Genomic DNA, 25,038 nt, shown 5'->3' with positions numbered 1-25,038 from the left:
AGGAAGCCATGACCGAAGCCTATATCTGCGACTATATCCGCACGCCCATCGGCCGCTTCGGCGGATCGCTCTCCTCCGTCCGCACCGACGATCTTGGCGCCATCCCGCTGAAAGCCCTGATGAAGCGTAACGCCAAGGTGGATTGGGAGGCGGTTGAGGACGTCATCTTCGGCTGCGCCAACCAGGCGGGCGAGGACAACCGCAATGTCGCGCGCATGTCGCTGCTGCTGGCGGGCCTACCCGTCTCGGTGACTGGCACGACAATCAACCGCCTTTGCGGCTCGGGCATGGATGCGGTGATCACCGCCGCCCGCGCCATCAAGTCGGGCGAAGCCGAGTTCATCATCGCCGGCGGCGTGGAGAGCATGAGCCGCGCGCCGTTCGTCATGCCGAAGGCAGACACGGCTTTCTCGCGCAATGCGGAGATCTACGACACGACGATCGGCTGGCGGTTCATCAACCCGCTGATGAAGAAGCAATACGGTGTGGATTCGATGCCGGAGACCGGCGAGAACGTTGCGGAAGACTTCAAGGTGAGCCGCGAAGACCAGGATGCCTTTGCCGTCCGCAGCCAGGCGAAGGCCGCGGAAGCTCAGACAAACGGTCGCCTGGCGAAGGAAATTGCTCCGGTGACGATCCCGCAGCGCAAGGGCGATCCTATCGTCGTCGAGAAGGACGAGCATCCGCGCGCCACAACGATCGAGGCCCTTGCAAAGCTCGGTACGCCCTTCAAAAAGGAAGGCGGTACGGTGACGGCAGGCAATGCCTCCGGCGTCAATGACGGCGCCGCAGGTCTTATCATCGCCTCGGAAGCCGCCGCAAGAAAACATGGCCTCACGCCAATCGCACGCATCCTTGGCGGCGCAACGGCAGGCGTTCCTCCGCGCATCATGGGGATCGGCCCGGCACCGGCGTCACAGAAACTGATGGCGCGCCTCGGGCTTACGCAGGAGCGGTTCGATGTGATCGAACTCAACGAGGCCTTCGCCAGCCAGGGCCTTGCCACGCTGCGCGAGCTCGGCATTGCCGACTACGACGTTCGTGTCAACAAGAATGGCGGTGCGATCGCGCTCGGCCACCCACTCGGCATGTCCGGCGCACGCATCACCGGCACTGCGGCGCTCGAACTGCAGTTTTCCGGCGGCAGGCTCGCACTCGCCACCATGTGCATCGGTGTCGGTCAAGGCATTTCGATCGCGCTCGAACGGGTCTGACCTTGGAGCGGCCGCCATCCGCCGCCCCGTGAAGGGACGGCGGACATTTTTCGACGTATCAATCGTCGTCGGAGGAGGAATTCGAGCTCGAGTTGCTGGATGAGTTGGACGAGCTGTTCGAGCTGGAATTGCTCGAAGAGTTCGAGTTGCTGTTGGAGCTCGAGTTATTGGACGAATTGGAGTTGCTATTGGAACTGGAATTGGAATTCGAGTTGCTCGATGAATCCGACGAGCTGTTGGAATTCCGGTTCGAGCTGGAGTTCGACCAGCCTCTGCGGCCATCATCATCCCGACTACGACGGGAGGAGGCATAGGTTGCCTTGCCGCTGTGGAACGATTTGTCGAGGAAGCGCGTGAGCGGATCATCGGCATTGGCCGGTGCGGGAGTCACGACCCCAAACGCTAGAAATGCGCTTAACATTGCGATGACTTTTTTCATGGTGTTTCTCCTTCAAAAACAACCGGTTGACGGTTGCAAAGGAGAAACGGCGTGAAGTCGCATTTATTCCAAAATATTCAAAATATTTCAGTCGCTTATCGATGTTTTCTCACGCGCAAGCGCCGTCGCCGGCTTTGTATCCCGGCGACGGTATCAGATGCATTTTTCCTGATCGCGTTATCGCTGGGCGCGCGCGAACTTTCTGTACCAGCCATCTGAAGCGAGCGTTTTGCGGAAGATCGTCTTTCGGACCACCTCTTCCTGCCCGTTTTCGGCGCGGATCTCGGCTGGCAAATCCGACGTCTCGCGGCGGAAAGGAATGATCTGCACGATCGGGGTGCCGCGTTCCAGCACATGCAGGCCGTCCTCACCCGTGGCGAAGAAGGGAAAATGAATCTCCGACTGGTAGCTATCCGTATCGACGATGCCCGCGACGATCTCGAATACGCCGTTCGGCCGATTGAGCGGCGGCACGAAAAGGCAACTCCAGCCGGGGGGCGTGCGGATGGTCCAATAGTTGTGGAACTTGCAAGGCGGCAGTGGTTCGCGGGGATTTCCGGCCACTTGGTGGCCCGCGTGATTGCTGACCATGGTGCGATCGAAATCCCAACCGCATCTGACCGTGCTGCCGTTATCGGCGATTTCCATCCGCACCGTTGCGGCAAGGCCTATCACCCAGCCGGCAGCCATGGCGTCCAGAAACGGCATGCAGCGTTTTACTGTGAGTCCGCTGTCATTGGGCGAGACGTGGTCTTCGCTGACGGGTGGCAGCTTGCGAAACCAGGCGGGCAGGGCAGTTTTTGCCTGCACCGGCGCAGGGATCACGCCTTCGTCTTCCTTGCGGCAGAGGAAGGTTATCATCGGCTGCGGCTTTCTCAGCAGAGAGAGCTTCATCGCGGTCTCCTCACACGTTCAATGGTGAGGGAAACGGCAGCGAGTTCGGATTATTCCCTTAAGCAAGCAAATTTTCAGCGAAAGGTGGCAAGTGCTTCCCGTTCTTCCTCGGGAGTAAGCGGCGCGCCTGCGTGGATCGAAGCAAGATAGGCGTCGATCGTTTCCTGGGCGGAGGCCGTGGTATAGCCCTCGGCACGCGGAGCCGACAATGCCAGCCGGGTTACCCAGGTGCCGGCCTCGCGGCATGCTATCGAAACCGTACTTACGCCGTGATGCCTGCGCTCGTATTCGCGGCAGAGATCGCCATGTTCGTCTCGGAAGCTGGCAACCACACGCAGTGTTTCACCGGAACTGCCGAGCGTCACGTCGCTTCCCGAGACTTCCCGATCGAGCGCGGCGGTAAGCGCGGCACCGGCGTCCGATCCCGTGACACCGATCTCCCGCCCGAGCATGAAGCCGCCAAGGCCTGCTACGACGGCCAGGAGCGATGCGGCGACGGGAATGAGCCAACTGCGAAGTGGTTGCTTGAGTGCTGCTTGCTTCTGGCGGAACGCGATGACATTTCTCGCTCGCACATCTTCAACCGGCTTGGCCTTTTCAGCCATGTGCCTGACGGAAGTTAGAAGCGCTTCGGGCACTGGCTCATGAATGAGGGGTTTCAGCGCAGAAGCGACCGCGGCCCGGCTGTCGAGAAAGACGGCGAGGCGTGTGGCGAGGGCTTCATCGGCTTCGAGAGCGGCCTCAAGCCCGGCGGCTGTCTCATCGTCCAGCTCGCCATCGGCATAAGCCATCAATGTTTCGTCGTCGAATTCGTGCTTCTTCATGCCACATCGCCCTTCATGTTCGACGAACGTTTTTCCTCCCCGCTTATTCCCATCAGCTCGGCCAAATTTTTGCGGGCGCGCGCAAGACGGCTCATCACCGTGCCGATCGGAATAGACAGGACCTCGGCGGTGTCGCGATAGCTCAACTCCTCGACGCATACGAGGACCAGGACTTCCCGTTGCTCTTCGGGAAGTTTTTGAAGCGCTTCGGTAACTTCCAGAAGCGTCATGCGCGCTTCCGAGGCTGCTTCGCCAGAAGGGGTGGAGACCTCTCGAGCCTCTTCGAGATCTTCCTGCGGTCCGGCTGTCCTGGCGCGCCGCAGATGATCAATCCACAGATTCCGGAGAATCCTGAACAGCCATGCGTCGAAGCGGGTGCCCGCCACGAAGGTATCCGCCGCGGCGATCGCCCGCTCGCAGGTGGATTGCACCAGGTCATCGGCAAGCTCGCGCGAATGGCAGAGCGAGATCGCGAACCGCCGGAGGTTCGGCAGAAAGGCGACCAGCCGTTCGGGCACATTGAGCGTATCGTTCGTCATCGGAAATCTTTGGCACGGCATGGAATATTCTGTCGAGTCATCCGTCTACTCGCAGTAGCATAGAGCGTAGTAGCGCCATATAAATCGGCATTGTTTCAATCGGAGATAGTGAAATGACCTGTTTGCCTGCAAGCCGTGCCAGCCGGTTGGCTGTGCTCCTTTGCCTGGTTCTTGCAGGAGAACTGGCGCTGCCTGGCATACAACACTTCGGTCTCGCCGGCATCTCCGCCGCCTATGCGGATGATGATGACGATGGGGGAGACGACGATGACGGGGATGATGACGACCGGGGCGGCGGGTACTACCGCGACGATGACGATGATCGGCGCAGGGACAGCCGCACGCTATGGCGCGCGCCTCGGCGTGAATCACGGCCGGCTCCGGTCCGCCGCCGGATCATCGTCCCCGATAGAGCGCCGAACGAGATCGCTGCGCTCGGACTGGACGAAACATCGATCGCCACCCTAGTGCAGACCGGCTTTGTGGTGGACGATCGCCAGCAGATTGCGCTTACCGGAAGCGAGTTGGTGCGGTTGACGATTCCGCAGGGCATGACGCTCGACGCTGCCCGTCAGGCGGTCGCGGCACAGGCCCCGTCGGCTTCGGTGGATTTCAACCATTACTACCAGCCCGAACAGGCTGGCTCAGCAGCCTGTGGCAAGAGTGGCTGCGCCCTGGTGCGGCACATGGTCGGCTGGCCGGTCGAACCAGGCAAAGACGGTGCTTGCATCACGCCGCAACCGATCGGTCTCGTTGATACGGCCATCAATGCCGGCCATGCCGCTTTCGACGGTGCCCGCATAGAGGTGATCCGCCTCGGCAAAGAGAGCTTGCCGCGATCGGGTGAGCAGCACGGCACGGCGGTCGCCGCACTTCTCGTCGGATCGCCTGAAGGCCGAACGCCCGGATTGCTTCCATCATCGGAGCTGATTGCCATCGATGCCTTTCACCGGTTCGGCAATACGGCGGATATCGCCAGCGCCTACGACCTCGTGCGGGCGCTGGACCTTCTCGCCGGGCGTGGGGTAAGCGTAATCAACCTGAGCCTCACGGGCCCGCCGAACCTGCTGCTCGAGCAAGCGGTCCGCACCGCGGTCGGACAGGGTGCCATCCTGATCGCGGCCGCCGGCAATGATGGCCCCAATGCAAAACCGGTTTATCCCGCAGCCTATGAGGATGTGATTGCGGTCACCGCCGTGGATCGCGCAAGAAAGCCCTATCGCCGCGCCGTACGCGGGCCGCATATCGATATCGCCGCTCCAGGCGTTGGTGTCTGGACTGCCGCGTCGATTTCCGGTGCACGGCAAAAGAGCGGCACGTCGTTTGCCGCCCCGTTCGTCACCGCGGCCGCAGCCGTCATGCGGGCCACCCGCCCGGAACTCACCCCGCGGGAGATCGAGACGGAACTGATGCGAACTGCCGCGGATATGGGAACGCCGGGCAAGGATGTGATCTATGGATGGGGACTTCTGAGTGCAGCTACGCTGTGCGCTAGATAGCGAAAGCGCGTCTCTACTGGCCGCAGATCGATGATTATGTCTCGGAAGTGGGATGAGACGCGTCTAAATCGTGACGGCGTTGACGAGCAGCCATACCGGAAAACCCGCAACCATGATTGCGGCCACCCAGGCCATGAGCATCTTGATAAGGTAAGCGTCCCACTCGAAAAACACGGCTCGTCCCCTCGCACGCACTGTCCGCCAATCGATACATGCGGCCTGCGGAGAGTCGAGTGCATACATGCAACATCCCAGAATAAGAGTCATATAGCCCCGCCGTTGCTGTCGCGATCGGCTGGAACAACATTGCTGGATCCCTGTTCGTCTTTCAGTTCCATTGGAAGGAGAACTAGATGAGAAAGATCGTTTTCATGGCCGCCATGCTGGCGGCCGCATCGGCCCTTGCGCAATCCGCAGCGGAAAAATCCGGCGTCAACACGCTGATGGGGGTTGCTCCCAAGACCGAGGATTTCGTGAAGGAGGCGGCATCGAGCGATATGTTCGAGATTGAATCAAGCAAGCTCGCGGCCGAACGCAGCGATGCGGCGACAAAAACCTTCGCGCAGCAGATGATCGAGGATCATCAGAAGACGACGGCCGAGCTCAAGCAACTCGTTGACGGTGGAAAGGTGAAGGCGGCCCTGCCCACGGCCATGACGCCGGCTCATCAGGAATTGCTCGACAAGTTGAACAGCCTGCAGGGTGACGAATTCACCCAGCAATATCGGTCGGACCAGGTTGAGGCCCATGAGGAAGCCGTGGACTTGTTCAAGCGCTACGGTGAAGAAGGTGAAAACGCGGAGCTCAGGTCCTGGGCCGCCGGCAAGGTCTCGGCACTGGAACATCATCTTCAAATGGCGAAGAAGCTCAACGAATAGTGCGCTGGAGAGATATCCGGTGAACGAAGCCGGGGCATGACCGGGGCTTTCGCCCCGGTCATTAAGAACTCATTTCTTTGCGGCCTGGGCTGCATACATGTAGCTGTCGTAGCTATATTCCGCGACGCGGAACCACTCGAAGGATTCATCGCGGAACTTCTTCCAGCCGGGGTAGATCTTCGCCCATGCCGGGTGCTTCTCGGCATATTCGCCGTAGAGTTCGAATGCGGCCTTGTAGGCGGCATCCATCACGTCGCGGGGCAGGGGGCGCAGCTTCACGCCCTTGCCGACGAGCGAGCGGATCGCCGTCGTGTTCTTGACGTCGTAGAGGGCCTGCATGTTGACATTGGCCGCCTTGCAGGCTGTGTCGAGAGCCGCCTTGTAAGCTTCCGGCAAGCCTTCGTACTGGGCCTTGTTGATGAAGAAGTGGATCGTCAGACCGCCTTCCCAATAGGCCGGATAGTAGTAGTTCGGGGCGATCTGATAGAAGCCGAGCTTCTCGTCGTCATAAGGTCCGATCCATTCGGCCGCATCGATCGTGCCGCGCTCCAGCGCCGGATAGATGTCGCCGCCCGGAAGCTGTTGCGGGACGACGCCGAGGCGCGACATCACCTCGCCGGCGACACCGGCGATGCGCATCTTGACGCCCTGGAGGTCGGCCGTGCTCTTGATCTCCTTGCGGAACCAGCCGCCCATCTGAGCGCCCGTGGCGCCACCCGGAATGCCGACGACGCCATAGTCCGCCAGAAACTCGTTATAGGCCTCGTTGCCGCCCCCATGATAGAGCCAGGCATTCTGCTGGCGGCCGTTGAGGCCGAAGGGGATGGTGGAGCCGATCGCGAACGTCGGATCCTTTCCGGTGAAATAGTAGCCGCAGGTATGGGCAAGCTCGACGGTATTGGCCTTCACCGCGTCGATCGCCTGGGCGCCGGGAACCAGTTCGCCGGCCTGGAAGACCTGGATCTGGAACTTGCCCTCGGTGATCTTGGATAGCGCCTCGGCCATGACGACGGCGCCGCCGTAGATTGTGTCGAGGTTGTTGGGAAAGCCGGACGTCAGACGCCAACGGAGCGTCGGAAGCTCCTGGGCGATGGCCGGGGCGGCAAGCGAGGCGCCCGCTGCGGTGGCCGCGCCGGCGATGGCTCCCTTCGTCAGGAAGCCGCGACGGCTTAGTGTATCGGTCATGTCTGTCCTCCTCATTTGGGTTGGATCACGGTCAAGTGCCTTGACCGGATAACGGCACGCCCGGAATGCCGGGCGTGGATTTGACGATCAGGGACTGGTTCCGCCCGACTGGGGGGCTCCGAAGCTCGGGGTGGGAGAACCAAAATCCGGAGTGGGCGAGCCGAATGTCGGCGGTGGGACCTCGCCTTCCGAGGGTTCGGCGCCGAAGGGCGGAGCCGGCGTGCCGAACGGATTGCCTCCGTCTTCTCCCGGCATCGGCACATTGAGCTCGATCGTGGCCGGATCGACGACGGTTTGGCCGGACTTGTAGTGCGTCACCAACTGCGGGAAGGTGATCACCACCGCCACCATGACGAGCTGTATGGCCAGATAGGGGAGGGCGCCCATATAGATCTGCCCCGAGGTGACCGGCTGAATGGTCTGGCCGGTTACCCTGTCCTTGTAGGCGCGGTTCGGCGCGACGGAGCGCAGGTAGAACAGGGAGAAGCCGAATGGCGGGTGCATGAACGAGGTCTGCATGTTGATCGCCAGCATCACGCCGAACCAGATGAGGTCGATGCCGAGGCTGTCCGCGACGGGAGCCAGGAGCGGGATGATGATGAAGGCCAGCTCGAAATAATCCAGGAAGAAGGCAAGGAAGAAGACGAGCAGGTTGGCGACGATCAGGAAGCCGACTTCTCCACCGGGAATGGACGTCATCAGGTGCTCGACCCAGATATGGCCGTTCACGCCGTAGAAGGTGAGCGAGAAGACGCGGGCACCGAGCAGGATGAAGATCACGAAGGAGGAGAGCTTCACCGTCGCGTAAAGGGCGGACTTGATCATCGAGAGATCCAGCCGCCGGTTCATTGCCGCAAGCACCAGAGCGCCCACGGCTCCCATCGCGCCGCCTTCCGTCGGGGTCGCAAGGCCGATGAAGATAGTGCCGAGCACCAGGAAGATCAGCACCAGCGGCGGCACCAGGGAAATGATGACGCGCTGAAAAAGCTTCCAGCCTTTGAGTGTTCTGGCTTCCGGCGGAAGTGCCGGGACGCTCTGCGGCTGAATCAAGGACATCAGGATGATGTAGCCGGCATAGGCCGCGACCAGCAGAAGACCGGGAACGAGTGCGCCCTTGTACATGTCGCCAACCGAGCGGCCGAGTTGGTCGGCCAGGATGATCAGGACGAGGCTCGGCGGGATAATCTGAGCGAGCGTTCCGGAAGCGGCGATAGTCCCGGAGGCGACCTTCCGATCGTAGCCGTAGCGGAGCATGATGGGCAGTGAGATCAAGCCCATGGAAATGACGGAGGCGGCGACCACGCCCGTAGTGGCGGCAAGAATGGCGCCGACGAAGATGACGGCGAAGGCGAGGCCACCCCGAACGGGCCCGAAAAGCTGTCCGATCGTGTCGAGCAGATCCTCGGCCATCCCGCTTCTCTCCAGGATCAAGCCCATGAAAGTGAAGAAGGGAATAGCCAGCAGAGTCTCGTTTGACATCTGCCCGAATATCCGGTCCGGGATCGCGCCGAACAGATTGGCAGGGAGCAGGCCCATTTCGATGCCGATGAAGCCGAAGACAAAACCTACGAAGGCAAGGGCGAAGGCGACCGGATAGCCGATGAGCAGCACCACGATCAGCGACAGAAACATGATCGGGGCGAGATTTTCCGCGAAGAATGCAAACATCTATGGAATTCCCTCAAAGGGCCTTGGCTTCGGCATCGGCCAGCGCCACCGTGTCGGGCAGATCGCCGCGCAGGATAGCGATGCGCTTGATGAGTTCGGAGACGCCCTGCAGGGTGAGAAGAGCGAAGCCTAGCGGGATCATGGCCCATACCGGCCAGAGGATAAGGCCCCCGGTATTGTTCGAAACCTCACCGGTCATGAACTTTTCCGCCACCGTCGGCCAGGACAGGTAGATAGTGATCAGGCAGAACGGGAAGAGGAAAAAGATCGTGCCGAGGATTTCGACCCAAAGCTGCGCCTTGCGTGGCAGATTGCCGTACACCAGGTCCACTCTCACATGCTCGCTGGAAAGGAGCGTATAGGCCGCGGCAACCAGGAAGGCGGCTGAGAAGAGATACCACTGGGCTTCCAGCCAGGCATTGGAGCTGAGATTGAAAAGCTTGCGGGTGGTGGCGTTTACCGCGCTGATGATAATGGCCAGCAGCAGCAGCCAGGATACGGCCTTGCCAAAAAACGTATTGATCGCGTCGATCGCGCGCGAGAGCGATAGCAGCCCTGTCATGAAATGTCCTCCCCGATGGCCGCTTGGAGCGACCGTCGGATTGGACCTACGTCCTACAGACTTGCCTCACAATATGGCTGCAAAGGCAAAAGAAATGCAGCTACCCACTTCTGGGTATGCCATTACGCCTCGGCGATCAGGCCGCGCTCCAGCGCGAAGCGGGTCAGTCCGGCCGTCGTCGGAATACCCAGTTTTTTCTTGATGCTCTTCCGGTGCGTTTCGACCGTAAGCGCTGAAATCGCCAAGACCGTCGCGATCTCCCTGTTGCTTTGCCCCGCCGCGAGCAGGATCAGGATTTCCCGCTCGCGCGAGGTAAGGGGAAGGACCGCCGCATCTTCGGGCTCCCGTCGCTGGAGCAGGGCCTCCGGGACGCCGGAGGAGAAATAGGTGCCTCCGCCTGCAACGGTCTCGATTGCGGCGACGATCTCTTCGTTCGGCACGTCCTTGAGAACATAGCCGGCCGCTCCCTGAAGAACAGACGCCGAGATGTATTCCCGGCTGTCATGCATGGAGAGCATGAGGATCTTCGCATCGGGGACTTCGCGCTTGAACAGCTCGATAGCGTCGATGCCGTTCAGTTGCGGCATGTTGATATCCATCAGCACCACGGTGGGGCGCGTGCTTGCGGCGAGATCCAGCCCCTGTCTGGCGAGATGCGCCGTGCCGACGACCATGATATGCGCAAAGGTCTCCAACACCGCCTTCAATCCCTCCAGCACGAGCGGATGGTTGTCTATGAGGAGGACCTTGATCTTTTCGCGCTCGCTCATGCGGCCTCGCGGGAAATGGCTTTGCCGAGATTGGCTGATTTTGGAAGCATAGCGGTCAGGATGGTGCCTTCACCCGTCGATTTTGCCAGAAGCACACCGCCGAAATGGGCGAGGCGCTCCTGCATGTTTCTAAGCCCAAGCCCGCCCGATCTCGATCCGTTTCGTCTGGAAGACTCGTCGAAGCCTATTCCATCGTCCGAAATCGTCATCCTGACGCGCCCTTTCGTGCTCCATATGCTGATTTCCACCTTCGTCGCGCCAGAGTGCCGCTCGACATTCGTCAGCGCCTCCTGGGCGATACGATAAAGCGCCGTGTTCGCTTCCGGATTCAAGACTTCCCTGGATGTGGATTCGATCTTCGTTTCGATGCCTGTCCGTTCCGTGAACTGCTCTCCGAGCGCGGTGAGGGCGGCGGTCAATCCCAGATCATCGAGCATGYGCGGTCTGAGCTGATGGGAGAGGTTGCGGACTTCCTTGATCGCTCCGTTCAAGGCCTCGATGCCCCGGTCGATCGCGATGCCGGCTTCTTCACCCTTGCCGCTGACCTTTCTGCTGGCGAGGTCGAGCACGTAGCGGACGCCGATGAGGTTCTGGGATATTCCGTCGTGAAGCTCCCTTGCAAGCCGCATCCGTTCCTCTTCCTGGGCGTCCACGATCCGCTGCGTCAACTGTTTCAGCTTGCCGTCGGCCATCCGTCGCTCGTGAAGGGTGATCCACAGGCCGGTGGCAAAGACGATCAGAACCGAGGGAACGGCGATCAGCATCACGATCAGGAATGTCCTGCGGATATTGTCGCGCAGGTCGGCCTTCGCCGCTGCCGTTTGCGCGAAGACATCGTCGAGATAGACCCCGGTGCCGATCATCCACCGCCATTTGTCGAGGCCCACGGCGAATGAAAGCTTGTCCGCCATCTCGCCGCTTGAGGGCTTTTCCCACTTATACTGATGGAGCCCGCCGCCGGCCTCAGCTTTTTCAATGAGGTTGGCGATCACTCTGTCGCCGTCGGGATCGACGAGATCGAGCCAATTGTGTCCGGGCCGGAACGTCTGACGGGGATGCACGACGTTGTTGCCATTATAGTCGTAGACGAAGAAATAGCCGTCCTGGCCATAGTCAAGGGAGGTCAGGATGCGCTGGACTTCCTGTTTCGCCGCATCGTCGTTTTCCCCCGCCGACTGATAAACCTCGGCGATCGCCGAGAGCGCCAGGTTCGTGAGATTCAGAAGTTCGGTCTCCTTGGCCTTCAGCATGTTCCGCTCGAACGTATCTATGCTCGTCTGGACGAGTGTCGCGGATTGCCACGTGATAAAGGCCGTGATCGTCAGAATGGCGATTATCAATGGGACGATGGCCAGGGCGACGATCTGATGACGCAGGTGCACGGGCGGAGCCTTCTGTTTCTTGGAGACTGCCCCTTCTTATCTTAGGAAATACTCTCGCGCTCAAGGGCCCCTTACGTTGCCGTCATCCGGTGGCGGCCGATCGGAAGCATGATGGGCCGGCCTGAGAGCGGGTCGGCGATGATGCGGCTTTCGAGGCCGAAGACATGGCGTACGTTCTCTTCCGTCAGCACGTCTTCCGGCTTACCGGAAACATGCAGTCGTCCCCCTGCCATCGCAACGAGGTAATCGGCGTAACGCGCGGCAAGGTTCAGGTCATGCAGAACCATCACGATCGTGGTCCCGCGCGTCTGGTTTAGGTCGGTCAGCAGATCCAGCACTTCGATCTGGTGACTGATGTCGAGGAATGTCGTCGGTTCGTCCAAAAGCAGAAGATCGGTCCGCTGTGCGAGCGCCATGGCAATCCAGACACGTTGGCGCTGACCGCCGGATAATTCATCCACGGGGCGGTCGGCCAATGCCGCGGTCTTGGTCGCCTCCAGGGCGGCCGCCACGGCTTCGTCATCGCCGCGGGTCCAGCGGGACAGCACACCGTGATGGGGGTGACGGCCGCGGCTGACGAGATCGGCGACAGTGATCCCCTCGGGCGCGATGGGAGACTGGGGCAGCAGCCCCAGCGCGCGCGCCAACTGCCGCGGCGGCATGCGGTGGATCGACTTGCCGTCCAGCAGGACCTGGCCCTGGTGTGGCGACAAGAGCCGCGACATCGCACGCAAAAGTGTGGATTTGCCGCAGGCATTGGCGCCGACGATGGTGGTGATCCGTCCGGGCGGCACCTCCAGGTCCAGGCGCTCCAGGATGACCGTGTCGCCATATCCTGCCGAAAGCTGGCTGGCGGTCAGAGTACGGGCGGTCATACGGAACCTCCGCTTCGGTTGACGCGAATGATGAGATAGATCAGGTAAGGCGCTCCCAATGCGCCGGTGACGACGCCCACTGGGTAGCGGCCAGGTAGCAGGAACTGACCGACATAGTCTCCGAGCAGCACCAGCAGGGCTCCGATCAGGGCTGAAGGGATCAGCAGCGATCCGTTCCCGCCGATGATGCGGGCGGCGATCGATCCGGACAGGAAAGCCACGAAGGAGATCGGACCCGTCACGGCCGTCGCGACCGCTATCATACCGACCGCGGTGACCATCACGACGATACGGGTAAGGGCGACGTTGGTGCCCAGTGCGGCGGCGGTGTCATCGCCGAGTTTCAGCGTGTCGAGATCACGGGCGCGGCTTAGCAGTAGCCCGCCAAGGACTGCGAGCGCCAGCAGCACCGAGACAGCCTGATCGAGCCGCGCGCCGTTGACGCTGCCGGTCAGCCAGCGCATCGCCTCTTGCAGGTTCCATGCGGGCGCCTGAGAAAGGGTGTAGGCGATGAAGCTTTCCAACATGGCAGCCACCCCGATCCCCACGAGGATCAGCCGGGTGCCGGCGACACCATTGCGGAAGGACAGTGCATAAATCAGCAGCGCTACGCCAAGTCCCGCGATCACGGCGAAGACGGATACCGCGGGACCGTTCAACGACAGCACAACGATGGCAAAGACGGCGGCCGCGCTGGCGCCGAGATTGATACCGATGATGTCCGGGCTGGCGAGCGGGTTGCGCAGCATGATCTGGAATGCCGCTCCCCCAAGCCCAAAACTGAGCCCGGCGAGCAGTGACAGTATCGCGCGGGGCAGGCGTAATTGACCGACGGTGAAGGTGGCGCCCGGCACGTCCTCGCCCAGCAGTACACGCATGACGTCGCCAGGCGCCGTATAGTTTTGCCCGAGCATGAGGGTTAGCGCGAAGATCGCGGCGAGCAAGATCAATAGAAGGGCAATCACCAGACGGCGCCGGCGCGCGCGGCTGCGGCGGCCACGAATGACGATATCGACGGGTAAAGGCTGCGTCATCAAAGATCACGAACCCGCTGGCGTCTGACGATCCAGATGAAGAACGGCGCGCCGACAAAGGCGGTGACGATGCCGACTTCAAGCTCGTTCGGACGGGAGATGATGCGGCCGACGACATCGGAGGCCAGCAGCAGGCAAGCGCCTGCCAATGCCGAGAAAGGCAATAGCCAGCGATGATCGACCCCGACGAGGAGGCGGCAGAGATGCGGTACGATCAACCCGACGAAGCCGATTGGCCCGCAAACGGCGGTGGTCGCGCCGCATAGCAGGATCGCACTGAGCGCCGCCATTGCGCGGGCCAGTTCGACGCGCTCGCCCAATCCCGCTGCCAGTTCGTCACCCAGGGCAAGCGTATTCAGTTTTCGCGCCGACATCAGCGCAAGCAGGAAACCCACCGCAAGGAAGGGCAATACATGCGAGACGGCGTTGAAGGTCGCCCCGCCTACGCCGCCGATCTGCCAGGAACGGATGCCGCCTGCGATATCAGCGCGCGGCAAAACGACAGCGAGGACAAGTGACGAGAAGGCGACAGACGTTGCCACCCCAGCCAGCGCCAGCTTCAGCGGTGTCGCCCCGCCGCGGCCGAGCGAACCGATGGTATAGACGAAGATCGCCGAGACACCGGCTCCCAGTACAGCCGTCCAGATATAGGCGCTGACCGAGGCGATATTGAACCACGCGACCCCGACCACGACCGCAAGCGAAGCGCCGAGATTGACGCCCAAAATCCSGGGATCGGCGAGCGGATTTCGGGTCACTCCCTGCATGATCGCTCCCGCGAGCCCGAGCGCCGCGCCGGCCAGTCCCGCAAGCAGGGTCCGGGGAATGCGCGCGGCCACCGCCGCCTGATCGATACTGTCGACCTTGCCGCTGAGCGCGGCCATGATGTCGACCCATCCCACGGAGCGTGTGCCGACTGCGACCGAAAGGGCGAGCAGGAGGCCGAGGCCCGCGACCACCGCAAGCAGCCACAGCAGTCTCAGTCCGCTTGCCCGGTAGGAAGGAGCCGCCCCCGCCGAAGTTATGGTGCGCGCCGTCATTCGCTTCTTGCGGAGGCTTTGGCCAGCAGGTCCACGTAGTCGTTCAGAACCCACGGGATCGACAGCGGTGTCGGATTGGCCGCCGTACCCAGCGGATCACGGCCGAGCATGACCACTGCGTCATGCTTGACGGCAGGCATTCGAGACATCAGGGGATCGGCGGCCAATGCGGCCCGCAAATCCTTGCCTCCATAGGTCACGACGATATCCACATCGTCGAAGGCATCGATCCGTTCGGCGCTGATCCCGCCCGAATATTGTCCCGGCTTCGATGCCTCGACCACGCTTTGTGGAGAGCCAAGTCCCAGATCCTGAAAGAATTTCACTCGTGTGTCGTTGGTCGTGTAGAAATTGACGGTGCTGAGGTTGGTGGTGTCCAGATGGGTGATGAACATCGCCGACTTGCCCTTAAGCTCGGAATGCCGTCCGACGACTTCGGCGATTTCACCCTCGATCCGCTTGATCAACGCGTCGCCCTCGGCCGCCATGCCCAGCCCGGCGCTGTTGAAGCGGATCATCTCGCGCCAGTCAATCCCCCAGGCGGATGAAGGATAGGCAACGACCGGAGCAATCTGGCTCAGCGTGTCGTAATCCGATTGGCTCAATCCGGAATAAGCGGCCAGGATCACATCGGGCCGGGTTGCGGCGACCGCCTCGAAATCGATCCCGTCGCCTTCATCGAAAAGCACCGGCTTTTCGGCCCCGAGTTCTGTAAGCCTTTTCGCCACCCATGGCAGCAGCCCGTCGCCATCGTCATCGCCGAAATTGGCCGAGGCAAAGCCCACGGGAACGATACCGAGCGCCAGCGGCACTTCATGGTTCGCCCAGGCTACGGTCGCTATCCGCTGAGGCTTCTTGGTGATGGTCGTTGTACCGAGCGCATGCTTGATGGTGATCGGGTACGAGGTGGTTTCATCTGCCCATGCCCAGCCGAAGCCTGCAATCATGAGGCATATCGCGGCCAATGGCACGGAAGAACGAAAGAACCGCAACATCGGCAAGCCCTCCATGGTTTGAAGTGGACTTTCCGTTTCAGGTTTATCGAGCAACGTCAACTCCGATGCCCGCGCACCACCGAAAGCGCGGCGAAGTTTCCGTAGATTCGTACAAAAACAGGGAAATTTACAATACTGGACAAATCGTCTCAAGTTAGTGGAAGAGGCGAGGGGCATGAAATCCAGCTGACGGGGCCGGCAGTCCGGGGAAACTCGGTCGTACCGGGCCCGCAGATGCGTGCGATGGTGCTCCCGGCAAGCCCTTCGGCAATGCCGGGCTCATCATTGCCGACTGCCTGCGACAGCAACATTAATTTTGGAATTTAATCTATGGACATCAAAAAAGCAGGCGGCAAGAACGGGCAGACCCTCGCACGCTATCGCAGAGCGGTACTTCTCGGCTGCACGGCGCTCGTCGCCCTCACGCCGATTTCCTTGCTGGCTCAGGAGGTCGAAGATACGGGTGCCGGCACGGTCCTCGAGACGATCACCGTTCAAGGTGCTGCGCGCGACGACGATGCGAATTCGATTGTCGCGACGCGCAGCACAGGCGCCGGCAAGTTGCCCACGGACATTCTTGAAACGCCTGCATCCGTCTCCGTCATCACTTCCAAGGAAATCGAGGAGCGCGGCGCCACCAGCATCGAACAGGTCGTGCAATATACCGCCGGCGTGGTGACCGACTTTTACGGTTCGGATGATCGTTATGACTATTTCGATATCCGCGGCTTTACCCCCTATACATATCGCGACGGCTTGGCCATCGGCAGGACGTTCGGTGGAGTTCGGGAAGAGCCTTATGCCTATGAGCGCATCGAGGTGCTGAAGGGCACCAGTTCCGCGGGCTTCGGAGCGTCGGAACCCGGCGGCTCGGTCAATTATGTGACGAAGCTGCCCAAGAGCGAGCGCTTCGGCGAAGCCTACGTCACCGGCGGCTCGTTCAATCACAAGGAAGTCGGTCTGGATTTCGGAGACAATATCACAGCGGACGACACCCTTTCCTATCGCCTGACCGGCAAGCTCCAGGGAGCGGATGCCGAATACGACTATTCGCGGGACGACGAGAAGTTCATCATGGGGGGGCTGACATGGCGTCCCACCGATATGACCAGCCTTTCATTCGTTTTCGACCATCTGAACAAGGATGGCGTTCCGGGTAGCGGTGGGCACCCGCTCGGTACTAATTTTGACAGAGACCGCTTCTTCGGAGAGCCGGACTACTATTTCAGAACCACGAACCGCAACTCGTATAGCCTCATGTTCGATCATGATTTCGGCAACGGATGGAGCTTCGGTTCCAACGCCCGCTATAGCAGGTCGCGCGATGCGTTCGGTGGCGCCTATCTTTCCACCACGCGGACCGATGGTTCGAACCTGGCAGACCGCTATTACTTTGGCAGCGACAAGTCGACCGAACAGTTCATCATCGATGCGAACCTGGTTTATGAGACGAGTATCGACAATGTCGATAGCCGCACACTTGCCGGTATCGAATACAACAATTTCAATTCGGAAAATTACGGCCTTTACATTCCTGGCGCTCCTCCCATCAATTGGGAGAACCCGACCTATTCGGGTGGCCCTATCTCGACGGCGCCCAATTCCGGAACGCGAAACGACCAAAAGACCAAGGCAATCTATCTGCAGCAGGAACTGACCTTCTCCGACAGGCTGACCGCAAGCGTCGGCCTGCGCAACGACTGGCTTGATCTGAGTGAAACGGACCTGTTCTCAGGCGCCACTGAGGCCGATGATCACAGCGAGTTCACCAAGCGGTTCGGCCTGAGCTACAAAATCACCGAGGAACTGGCGGCCTATGCAAGCTATGCCGAGTCCGCGGCACCTCCCGGTATCGGGAGCGATCCCACGACCGGCAAGCAGTATGAGGCGGGCATCAAGTATCGGCCGGATGCCTTTCCTGCCTTGTTCACCGCCTCCGTCTACGACCTGACGAAGGGGAACATTACCGTCTACGACAGTGTCTCGTATCTGCCGACATCGGTCGAAAAGGTTCGGCATCGCGGCATCGAGCTCGAAGCCAAAGCCGAAGTAACGGATAATATCAGCCTGATCGCGGCCTATAGCTACATCGATTCCAAGATAGAGGAGCCGGGCGGAGCGAACGATGGGAACCGTCTCATGCGCGTTCCCAAGCATACGGCTTCGGTATGGGGCACCTACACGCTACCAGGAAACGGCATGCGTGGAGACATGACGTTCGGGATCGGGGCTCGCTACACGGATTCCTATTACATGAACATCGGCAATACGACATCTTCGGACAGCGCCGTCGTTTTCGATGCTGCCTTCACCTACAAGATCCAGGAGAACACGACGTTTCAGTTGAACTTCAGCAATCTGTTCGACGAGAAGCACGTCGCCAGCCAGGATAGCGGCGGGATTTATTATAATCCCGGACGCGCGATCTACGCGACGCTGCGCCAGACTTGGTGAGACAATTGTCCTGCCCGCAGCATTTGCGGGCGGGACAATTCTTAATTATCAGCGATGCTGCTGCAGGCGCCGCCAGGCAGCCGGTGTTTCCCCCGCGATCTGCCGGAAGGCCTTCGTCAGGTGGGCCTGATCGGAAAATCCAAGCTGGGCCGCGATGTCCGCCACGGTAAGATCGCTTTCCGACAGCAGCTTTTGGGCAAGCTCGATGCGTCTTCCGAGCTGCCATTGCAGCGGCGTCTTGCCTGTCGTCTGCTTGAAGACATTGGCAAACCAGCTTTCCGACAAGCCGACGGTCCCGGCCATTTCGGCGACGGTGAGGCGGCAATCGGGGCGGTCGTTGACGCGCGAGATGAGTTTCTTCATCTGCGCCTGTGTCAGCCTGCCGTTTGTCGGCTCCGCGCCATGTTCGGGGATATCGAGAAGCCCGGCAACGATGCTGCCCACAAGGCTTTCGGCAAATACCGGATGTTTGGATGGGTTCGAGACTTCATCGACCACCAGGCTCGCAAGCGTCTCGATGACACGAACATCCTGAATTTCTACTGGGCGGCGCAAGGCTGCGAGCGCGGCTGAAGTTCCCACAGAAGGTGACAGGAACCTCAAGAGCCGGTCCTTGTGCAAATGCAGGTCGAGATGCGAGAAGCGATGCGTGGATGTGAAATTCGTCCATAGGGGGACCCCGGCGGGCACGTAGAGCGCGCGGGTCATCGGCCGGTCATGCTGACCGAAACCTCCCTCTCGGTTGGACATCCTGATATGGGGCGACACGTCGTTGAAGAAGATCACGATCCGCGGATCGGGTGACAGATAGTAGGCCCTTGCCCCGGACTGGCCTTCCGCATCCCAGAAAACGCTCATCATGCCGTCCAGACCGCGCCATTGGACCGGCGCGACCGGCCGAATGCCTTCGGTATAGCAGGTCATGGAGTGCCGGTAGTTCACGGCCGCGATCCGCGCATGCTTAAGAGGGGGGAGGGTACCTGTACCGACAAAACATTGCGATGGAACATGGTATCAGTCCCTCCAACGGCGTTCGGAGGCCATGGCCAAACGTCGGCCCGCCCGCCTTTAAACTTGAGACTGAGTAGCATGTTTGTTTTTTATGGCAAGCAATTTGCGGCTGCGCGCGATGCGACAACATCAAAACAAGTTTGCGAGGGGCCTGGATTAGGAGGGAAGAGTGACGTAGCTGAGGACGAATTGCTTTATGTGATCCAGTCGTTCCAACCGGGCCTCTTCACTCAGGAGATTTCTCCCGAAGATCGCGGAGAGCGTGTAATTGTTCGAGAGATAGAAATACGATAGCGCGGCGATAGAGATGTATAGCTGGATCGGGTCGATATTCTTCTTGAATGTTCCCTGCTCCTCTCCGCGCTTGAGAATGGATCCCAACATCGAGACAAGAGGGGAGTTAAGGTTCTGGATGTTTGGTAGCGTCTGTATGTGCCGCGCCCGATGCAGGTTCTCGCTATTGAGAAAGGTGATGAATTCCGGGTTTTCGACGTAGTAGTTCCAGGTGAACTCGGCCAAACGGCATACCGCTTCCGAAGGGTCTAGTTCTGTCAGATGGAGTTCGGATTCCGCCCTGCGGATCTTTGCGTAAGCGTCGGCGAGAACCTCCGTATACAGCCGTTCCTTGTTGTCGAAGTAATAGAAGATCAACTTCTTGTCGATGTTCGCTCGCTCGGCAATCCGCGCCATGCGCGCACCGCCGAGCCCGTGCTCGGCGAATTCAACCCCCGCCACTTCGAGAATTAATTTCTTCGATCGGTCGGCATCGCGGAACTTTGTGAAGGCGTCCGCCTGCATAGCTTCCTCAGACCCGGATGCGTTCAATTTACGTCGCGCCATTGGGCGTCAGCCTTTCACTAAAAATAGAGGCGGTCAGGGGGTCGTCGGAGCGATCGACCAAGTCCAACCTCGAGCTGCTTCCTCAAGCAGCTTTCCCAAATCCACTATAGTCCAGACATTGGAGACGACCAGTTGTGCCCTCGCATCGCTCCCGTGCAGCCTGTTTCGCAGATCAGAATTGCGAATTGAAGGAAGGCTTTGCGAGCGCATGGATGTTCCGGTTCCCGATGGTCCAGATCTGGTCCTGCGACATTCCTGCCGTATTGAATGAACGGAGGGTCTCTCGGACGAGATACGACCCGCCCTCGGCGTCGAACGGGAAATCGGTGGCGAAGACCACATGGTCGAAGCCGAAGAAATCGATGCCGCATTGAAGCGCGCCGGCCGCTCCCGAAAGGGAAGTGTCGCCATAGAATGCCTTGAAATACTTCGATACGGGGTGTTTCAGGTCGCTTGGAAGCAGATGTGCATCGGAAGGCGGCGTTCGTGCTCCCATCTCCAAACCCAGGCCCTGTTCGATGCGTCCGGAGAAGAACGGAATCATACCGCCCATATGGTGGGTAATGATTCTGAGATGGGGATGGCGGTCGAACAGACCCGAAAGCGCGATCCGCGACATCGCGACGGTCGATTCGTAAGGCCAGCCAAAGCACCACCAGATCTCGAATTTGGACTTCTCCTCCGTGGGATAATCGGCCGTTGGCCCCTTGATCGGATGAAGCCAGATCGGCCGGCCTGTGGCGGCGAGTGCGTCCCAGATCCCGGAAAACCTTTCCTGATCGAGAGCGGCACCCCTGACATGCGTGGGCAACTGAAACCCGATTGCGCCGAGCTGGATCGCCCTTTCGATCTCCGAGACCGCGGTATTCTCGTCCGTCATCGCAATTCCTGCCACGAAGTACGGGAAGCGGTCCGGAAAGAGCTGCACCAATTTTGCCAGACCGTCGTTCATGATCCGGGCCAGGGCTGCCGCCTCCTGAGCATCGGCGATCTCGTCGAAGGCGGGCATCGAGGGTGTCAGCACCTGCTGATAGCCCCCGAACTTGTCCATCAGCCTGAATCGTTCATTGAGATCGAACAGAGGCTTCAGGCTGACCMAGCGCTTGAGCGGCCCGGATGYGGAAGAGACGCACCTGATCTTCTCAAAGTACTCCTCCGGGAAGATATGCGTCCACCCATCGATGAGGTTCGAAACCTCTTTCAGTCCGGGAACCATCGTCACGTCTCCTTGCGGTTTGGCAGCACGCTGATCGGCTTCATCAATAGGAGGGGGCGATCTGACGGCGGTTGCGGATGTGGGGCTTTCCTTGGCGGTTCAGGCCCTCATCTCGATGAATTCAAATAATTCACCGAACGATGAATTGTCAACTTGCCAAGCGCGCCAGCGTCTGCAATAAAGATGTCAATTCTCCAATTGGTGAATTAAATTCTAAGGCAATTCCGAAGGACGGTCGTCCGACGAAGCGGGGAGGCTACTCGTGGCTAACGACAGGAAGATTGGCATTGTAATGCACGGCGTGACGGGCCGGATGGGAATGAACCAACATCTCATCCGCTCGGTGCTCGCGCTCAGAAACCAGGGCGGGTTGGTTCTATCTGACGGAGGCCGGGTCATGCCGGATCCGATCATCGWCGGCCGTGACGGTGTAAAGATCGAGCGTCTTGCCAAGGCTCACAATGTCGAACGCTGGACTACCGACCTCGATAGTGCCCTGGCCGATYCTTACAACGAGATCTTCTTCGACGCTGCTTCCACCAAACTTCGTCCGACGCTTCTCCGCAATGCCATCGACGCCGGCAAGCACGTCTATTGCGAGAAGCCTGTATCCGAGGGACTTGAGGAAGCCATCGAGATTGCGAAATACGCGAAGGCGAGGGGCGTGAAGAACGGCATCGTCCACGACAAGCTCGATCTTCCCGGGCTGGTCAAGCTGAAGCGCCTCCGCGACAGCGGCTTTTTCGGAAAGATCCTCTCGGTGAAGGGGGAGTTCGGCTACTGGGTGTTCGAGGGTGACTATCTCCCCGCGCAGCGTCCAAGCTGGAACTATCGCGCGGCGGATGGCGGCGGCATGGTCTCCGACATGCTTTGCCATTGGCGCTACGTTCTCGACAACGTCATCGCTCCCGTCAAGTCGGTGAGCTGCACGACGGCCACCCACATCGACAAGCGCTGGGATGAAGCTGGAAAGGAATACAAGGCTACCGCGGACGATGCCGCCTACGCGACGTTCATGCTGGAAGGCGGCATCGTCGCTCACATCAATTCGAGCTGGTGCACCCGCGTCCGTCGTGACGACCTGGTGACTTTTCAGATCGACGGCACCCACGGTTCAGCCGTCGCCGGTCTCCACAAGTGCTACAGCCAGCATCGTGTCAACACGCCGAAGCCTGTCTGGAATCCGGACGTTCCGCAGCCGCTCAACTTCTACGAATCCTGGGAGGAGGTCCCGGACAATGTACCGCTTGATAACGGCTTTAAGGTTCAGTGGGAGCAGTTCCTCCGCCATGTTCTGGAGGGTTCTGAATGGCGCTACACGCTCGCCGAAGGCGCCAAGGGCGTTCAGCTCGCCGAAGCGGGATATAAAAGCGCCCGCGAACGGCGCTGGATCGATCTCGAAGATCTAGGGCTGTGACGATGGCTTCGGTTATCCTTCCTACAAAAGGTGGTGGGCTCGAGACTTTTGAGATCGGCCCAGCCGTTGCGGCCGCCCAGGGGGGCGAATGGAACCGCACTGCCTATGCGGCGGCGCACGTGGTCGTCGATCCCTACGCTGACAATGATCCGTGGTTGGACTGCGCGGTCGACTGGGACAGAACGCTGGCCTTTCGCGAACATCTATGGGCCAAGGGCTTCGGTGTTGCCGAAGCCATGGACACCGCACAGCGCGGCATGGGCATGGACTGGCCAACATCGCTCGAACTCATCAAGCGGAGCGTCTCGCTGGCAAAGTCGGGCGGTCATCTGATCGCCTGCGGTGCCGGAACTGATCATTTGGCGCCATCGGACGCTTCTAGTCTCGATGACGTAATTGCCGCTTACGAAAAGCAGTGCGAGGCCGTCGAGGCGGCTGGCGGCCGGATCATCCTCATGGCGTCCCGCGCACTTGCCAGGGTCGCGAAGTCTCCGGATGACTACGGCAAAGTCTACGGTCGCATCCTGGGGTCGCTCAAGGAACCTGCCATCCTCCACTGGCTCGGCGAGATGTTTGACCCGGCGCTGGAAGGCTACTGGGGCGATAGCGACCACATGACCGCCATGGACACCTGCCTCGGCATCATCGCCGGCAATGCGTCCAAAGTGGACGGCATCAAGATTTCCCTGCTCTCCGCGGAGAAGGAGGTCTCCATGCGTCGCCGGCTGCCGAAGGGTGTGCGGATGTATACCGGTGACGACTTCAACTATCCCGAACTGATCGCGGGAGACGAACAGGGCTACAGCCACGCTCTCCTCGGCATCTTCGATCCAATCGCAACCGCCGCTGCTCAGGCGCTCAGCGCGCTGAGCAGCGGCGACATGGACGTCTATCATTCGGCCTTCGATCCGACGGTTCCGCTCTCCCGCCACATATTCAAGGCGCCAACTCGCTTCTACAAGACCGGCGTCGTCTTCATGGCGTACCTGAACGGTCACCAGGATCATTTCACGATGCTCGGAGGTCAGCAGAGCACCCGATCAGCCCAGCATCTTGCCGATATCGTGCGCTTGGCCAGCAAGGCAGGTCTGTTCGATGATCCCGATCGTGCGGCCACCCGCGCGGCACGTGTATTCGCAACTTGCGGGATCGGGATCTGACATGCTCACAGCGCAACAGCTTTCCCTCAACACAGCGACGGTCCGGTCACAGTGGAATCTCCGCCAAGCGATCGAAGGCTGCGCCCGGCACGGCTTCGGTGGCATTTCGCCTTGGCGCGACAAGCTTGAGGAGCTTGGCGCGGAAACGGCGGCAAGGTTGATCCGCGACGCGGGCCTTTCCGTGTCGGGACTTTGCCGCGGAGGCTGGTACACGATCGCGAGCCCGCTCGATCAGAAGGCGATCGATGACAACAAGAAGGCGATTGATGACGCGGCGACCATCGGTGCGGGKTGCCTCGTCATGGTCGTCGGCGGTATGGTTCCTGGATCAAAGGACATCGCAGGAGCCAGGGAGATCGTCGAGGAGGGGCTCACGAGGTCGCTGGAATATGCCCGCACCTGTGGTGTCAAGATCGCCATCGAACCTCTGCATCCGATGTATGCAGCCGACCGCGCGTGCGTGAACACCATGCGCCAAGCGCTCGATATCTGCGACAGGCTCGGTCCTGGAATTGGAGTGGCCGTCGATGTCTATCACGTCTGGTGGGATCCCGAGGTCGAGGAACAGATCGACCGGGCAGGGCCCGAGCGTCTCATGGCCTTCCACATCTGCGACTGGCTGGTGCCGACCACGGATCTTTTGCTTGATCGCGGCATGATGGGCGACGGGGTTATCGATATTCCGAAGCTGAGGTCGCGGGTCGAGGTGAATGGTTTCAAGGGCCTCAACGAGGTGGAGATATTCTCCGCGAACAACTGGTGGAAGCGGGATGCAGACGAAGTGATGCGTACGATCGTCGATAGGGCAGTCGACTGCTGACATATGCCTGGAGGGGAGAATACGCGGATTGGGCTCTAAGAAATTCGTGATGGAGAACTAAGTCCTCGCGCGGTTTTCATAGAAGATCATTCAACATCGAGCGTCCGGCTTATTGACTTTCGAGGCGAATTTTTTCATTAATTCCCTGGATGGTGAATTAATGAATTGGCCGAATTGCTGATCCTATACGGCTTCGCCGCGGCATGCTCTGGGTTGGGGGACCCGGTATCCAGAACGCCAGCAAAGACTGAAGTTCACAGACCCCAACTGGCCGACACCACAGAGCTCTCTAGAGGAGGAGAATGCGTGATGCGTCGTACCC

At 60.1% G+C, this 25,038-nt stretch carries 24 protein-coding genes; 8 read left to right on the top strand and 16 right to left on the bottom strand.

The features are described 5' to 3' along the window. The first annotated feature begins 8 nt into the window (after positions 1-8). Together pcaF and LCM4573_RS27670 are read left to right on the top strand one after the other, a co-directional pair. A complete protein-coding gene (gene pcaF, locus LCM4573_RS07395) occupies positions 9-1,214 on the top strand; it encodes a 3-oxoadipyl-CoA thiolase (RefSeq protein WP_071005627.1) in 1,206 nt (401 codons plus the stop codon). 92 nt (positions 1,215-1,306) lie between these two features. Continuing rightward, positions 1,307-1,528, top strand: a complete 222-nt coding sequence (locus tag LCM4573_RS27670) for a hypothetical protein (protein WP_198539693.1) — start codon at positions 1,307-1,309, stop codon at positions 1,526-1,528. A gap of 302 nt (positions 1,529-1,830) precedes the next feature. Here the strand turns inward: LCM4573_RS27670 and LCM4573_RS07385 are convergent, their stop codons facing one another. From LCM4573_RS07385 to LCM4573_RS07375, 3 genes are all read right to left on the bottom strand, one after another. Beyond that, positions 1,831-2,547 (bottom strand): DUF6065 family protein, encoded by a 717-nt coding sequence (locus LCM4573_RS07385; protein WP_071005626.1) that lies wholly within the window; start codon positions 2,545-2,547, stop codon positions 1,831-1,833. A gap of 74 nt (positions 2,548-2,621) precedes the next feature. Next, positions 2,622-3,371 carry a hypothetical protein gene (locus LCM4573_RS07380; protein WP_071005625.1) on the bottom strand — a complete coding sequence of 250 codons (750 nt, stop codon included), beginning with the start codon at positions 3,369-3,371 and terminating at the stop codon, positions 2,622-2,624. Next, entirely contained in the window at positions 3,368-3,910 is a 543-nt protein-coding gene (locus tag LCM4573_RS07375) for an RNA polymerase sigma factor (RefSeq protein WP_071005624.1), read from the bottom strand. The genes LCM4573_RS07380 and LCM4573_RS07375 overlap by 4 nt, the downstream gene beginning before the upstream one ends. Before the next feature lie 113 nt (positions 3,911-4,023). Between LCM4573_RS07375 and LCM4573_RS07370 the strand changes: the two genes are divergently transcribed. Continuing rightward, on the top strand, positions 4,024-5,409 hold the full coding sequence (locus LCM4573_RS07370; RefSeq protein ID WP_083347342.1) for a S8 family serine peptidase: 1,386 nt from the start codon (positions 4,024-4,026) through the stop codon (positions 5,407-5,409). Between the two features lie 63 nt (positions 5,410-5,472). Here the strand turns inward: LCM4573_RS07370 and LCM4573_RS28040 are convergent, their stop codons facing one another. Further along, positions 5,473-5,652, bottom strand: coding sequence for a hypothetical protein (locus tag LCM4573_RS28040; protein WP_157895491.1), 180 nt, complete (start codon positions 5,650-5,652; stop codon positions 5,473-5,475). A 110-nt stretch (positions 5,653-5,762) separates the two neighbouring features. On the opposite strand from LCM4573_RS28040, the gene LCM4573_RS07365 reads away from it, so the two are divergent. Continuing rightward, on the top strand, positions 5,763-6,287 hold the full coding sequence (locus LCM4573_RS07365; protein WP_071005623.1) for a DUF4142 domain-containing protein: 525 nt from the start codon (positions 5,763-5,765) through the stop codon (positions 6,285-6,287). 69 nt (positions 6,288-6,356) lie between these two features. Here the strand turns inward: LCM4573_RS07365 and LCM4573_RS07360 are convergent, their stop codons facing one another. From LCM4573_RS07360 to LCM4573_RS07320, 9 genes are all read right to left on the bottom strand, one after another. Continuing rightward, a complete protein-coding gene (locus LCM4573_RS07360) occupies positions 6,357-7,472 on the bottom strand; it encodes a TRAP transporter substrate-binding protein (protein ID WP_071005622.1) in 1,116 nt (371 codons plus the stop codon). Between the two features lie 87 nt (positions 7,473-7,559). Further along, positions 7,560-9,140 carry a TRAP transporter large permease subunit gene (locus LCM4573_RS07355; protein ID WP_071005621.1) on the bottom strand — a complete coding sequence of 527 codons (1,581 nt, stop codon included), beginning with the start codon at positions 9,138-9,140 and terminating at the stop codon, positions 7,560-7,562. A gap of 13 nt (positions 9,141-9,153) precedes the next feature. Continuing rightward, positions 9,154-9,702 carry a TRAP transporter small permease subunit gene (locus tag LCM4573_RS07350; protein WP_071005620.1) on the bottom strand — a complete coding sequence of 183 codons (549 nt, stop codon included), beginning with the start codon at positions 9,700-9,702 and terminating at the stop codon, positions 9,154-9,156. A gap of 122 nt (positions 9,703-9,824) precedes the next feature. Beyond that, a complete protein-coding gene (locus LCM4573_RS07345) occupies positions 9,825-10,472 on the bottom strand; it encodes a response regulator transcription factor (RefSeq protein ID WP_071005619.1) in 648 nt (215 codons plus the stop codon). Continuing rightward, the gene (locus tag LCM4573_RS07340; protein ID WP_071005618.1) at positions 10,469-11,854 is read right to left on the bottom strand and encodes a cache domain-containing protein; all 1,386 of its coding nucleotides are present in this window, start codon (positions 11,852-11,854) and stop codon (positions 10,469-10,471) included. Before LCM4573_RS07340 ends, LCM4573_RS07345 begins: the two co-directional genes overlap by 4 nt. A gap of 71 nt (positions 11,855-11,925) precedes the next feature. Further along, positions 11,926-12,729, bottom strand: coding sequence for an ABC transporter ATP-binding protein (locus LCM4573_RS07335; protein ID WP_071005617.1), 804 nt, complete (start codon positions 12,727-12,729; stop codon positions 11,926-11,928). After that, complete coding sequence (locus tag LCM4573_RS07330; protein ID WP_071005616.1) at positions 12,726-13,763, bottom strand: iron chelate uptake ABC transporter family permease subunit; 1,038 nt, start codon at positions 13,761-13,763, stop codon at positions 12,726-12,728. Before LCM4573_RS07330 ends, LCM4573_RS07335 begins: the two co-directional genes overlap by 4 nt. Next, entirely contained in the window at positions 13,763-14,803 is a 1,041-nt protein-coding gene (locus LCM4573_RS07325) for an iron ABC transporter permease (protein ID WP_071005615.1), read from the bottom strand. Before LCM4573_RS07325 ends, LCM4573_RS07330 begins: the two co-directional genes overlap by 1 nt. Further along, complete coding sequence (locus LCM4573_RS07320; protein ID WP_083347374.1) at positions 14,800-15,798, bottom strand: iron-siderophore ABC transporter substrate-binding protein; 999 nt, start codon at positions 15,796-15,798, stop codon at positions 14,800-14,802. The genes LCM4573_RS07325 and LCM4573_RS07320 overlap by 4 nt, the downstream gene beginning before the upstream one ends. A 330-nt stretch (positions 15,799-16,128) precedes the next feature. On the opposite strand from LCM4573_RS07320, the gene LCM4573_RS07315 reads away from it, so the two are divergent. Next, a complete protein-coding gene (locus LCM4573_RS07315) occupies positions 16,129-18,252 on the top strand; it encodes a TonB-dependent siderophore receptor (protein WP_071005614.1) in 2,124 nt (707 codons plus the stop codon). 48 nt (positions 18,253-18,300) lie between these two features. Here the strand turns inward: LCM4573_RS07315 and LCM4573_RS07310 are convergent, their stop codons facing one another. The 3 genes from LCM4573_RS07310 to LCM4573_RS07300 form a co-directional block, all read right to left on the bottom strand. Then, the gene (locus LCM4573_RS07310) at positions 18,301-19,194 is read right to left on the bottom strand and encodes an AraC family transcriptional regulator (RefSeq protein WP_198539692.1); all 894 of its coding nucleotides are present in this window, start codon (positions 19,192-19,194) and stop codon (positions 18,301-18,303) included. 225 nt (positions 19,195-19,419) lie between these two features. Further along, a complete protein-coding gene (locus LCM4573_RS07305) occupies positions 19,420-20,061 on the bottom strand; it encodes a TetR/AcrR family transcriptional regulator (RefSeq protein WP_071005612.1) in 642 nt (213 codons plus the stop codon). A 214-nt stretch (positions 20,062-20,275) separates the two neighbouring features. After that, positions 20,276-21,319, bottom strand: a complete 1,044-nt coding sequence (locus LCM4573_RS07300) for an amidohydrolase family protein (protein WP_071005611.1) — start codon at positions 21,317-21,319, stop codon at positions 20,276-20,278. A gap of 292 nt (positions 21,320-21,611) precedes the next feature. Between LCM4573_RS07300 and LCM4573_RS07295 the strand changes: the two genes are divergently transcribed. The 3 genes from LCM4573_RS07295 to LCM4573_RS07285 are packed head-to-tail and all read left to right on the top strand — an operon-like array spanning position 21,612 to position 24,716. Further along, the gene (locus tag LCM4573_RS07295; protein ID WP_071005610.1) at positions 21,612-22,736 is read left to right on the top strand and encodes a Gfo/Idh/MocA family protein; all 1,125 of its coding nucleotides are present in this window, start codon (positions 21,612-21,614) and stop codon (positions 22,734-22,736) included. Between the two features lie 2 nt (positions 22,737-22,738). Continuing rightward, positions 22,739-23,896 (top strand): dihydrodipicolinate synthase family protein, encoded by a 1,158-nt coding sequence (locus tag LCM4573_RS07290; RefSeq protein ID WP_071005609.1) that lies wholly within the window; start codon positions 22,739-22,741, stop codon positions 23,894-23,896. 1 nt (position 23,897) lies between these two features. Then, the gene (locus LCM4573_RS07285) at positions 23,898-24,716 is read left to right on the top strand and encodes a sugar phosphate isomerase/epimerase (protein WP_071005608.1); all 819 of its coding nucleotides are present in this window, start codon (positions 23,898-23,900) and stop codon (positions 24,714-24,716) included. Positions 24,717-25,038: the final 322 nt, after the last annotated feature.

Origin of the sequence: Rhizobium sp. LCM 4573 (genome assembly GCF_001854865.1) — a bacterium.
GTDB lineage: Bacteria > Pseudomonadota > Alphaproteobacteria > Rhizobiales > Rhizobiaceae > Neorhizobium.
This window is presented reverse-complemented; position numbering and strand designations above follow the sequence as displayed.